Below are 505 nucleotides of genomic sequence, written 5' to 3'. Positions count from 1 at the left end.
GAGTTCGACGACGTCGGTGTATCCGAGGTCGGCGAGGTCCGTCGCGGCGGTGGCGCTCATGTTGCCCGACAGACAGTAGACGGCGATCGTGGTGCCGTGATCCGACGGTAGCGACGCGGTGTGCGTGGACACCTCGTCGAACGCGATCGCGGCGTCGGTTCCGGCGATCGTGCCCTCGTCGGGCACGTGGACGTTCAGGACGAACGTGCTGTCGTCGGCCACCGCGTCGCTACCGTCGGATCACGGCACCACGATCGCCGTCTACTGTCTGTCGGGCAACATGAGCGCCACCGCCGCGACGGACCTCGCCGACCTCGGATACACCGACGTCGTCGAACTCGACGGCGGCATGCGGGCCTGGGTGGCCGACGGGCACGAATTGCTGCCTCCGGCATCCTGATCCGCCACCGTCGTTTCCGACGGATACCGACCGCGTGCAACAATGCCCCGGTCAGGTGATGACGAAAGAGGAAGCCGGTGTGAAACCGGCGCGGTCCCGCCACTG

At 67.3% G+C, this 505-nt stretch carries 2 protein-coding genes and 1 riboswitch; of the genes, one reads left to right on the top strand and one right to left on the bottom strand.

Annotated features, from left to right (window positions below):
• The coding region (locus IJ15_RS25145) for a rhodanese-like domain-containing protein (protein ID WP_231569652.1) at positions 1–222 on the bottom strand (222 nt) is incomplete at its 3' end.
• On the opposite strand from IJ15_RS25145, the gene IJ15_RS26275 reads away from it, so the two are divergent.
• Positions 206–400: a rhodanese-like domain-containing protein gene (locus IJ15_RS26275; RefSeq protein ID WP_231569651.1), complete on the top strand. Its 195-nt coding sequence runs from the start codon at positions 206–208 to the stop codon at positions 398–400. The genes IJ15_RS25145 and IJ15_RS26275 overlap by 17 nt on opposite strands.
• 36 nt (positions 401–436) lie before the next feature.
• Positions 437–505, top strand: a riboswitch (cobalamin riboswitch). This riboswitch is flagged as partial in the annotation.

Source organism: Prescottella defluvii, from assembly GCF_000738775.1.
In the GTDB taxonomy this organism is placed as follows: Bacteria; Actinomycetota; Actinomycetes; order Mycobacteriales; family Mycobacteriaceae; genus Prescottella; species Prescottella defluvii.
The sequence above is the reverse complement of the archived record's forward strand: the minus strand, read 5'-3'. Positions and strand labels throughout refer to the sequence as shown.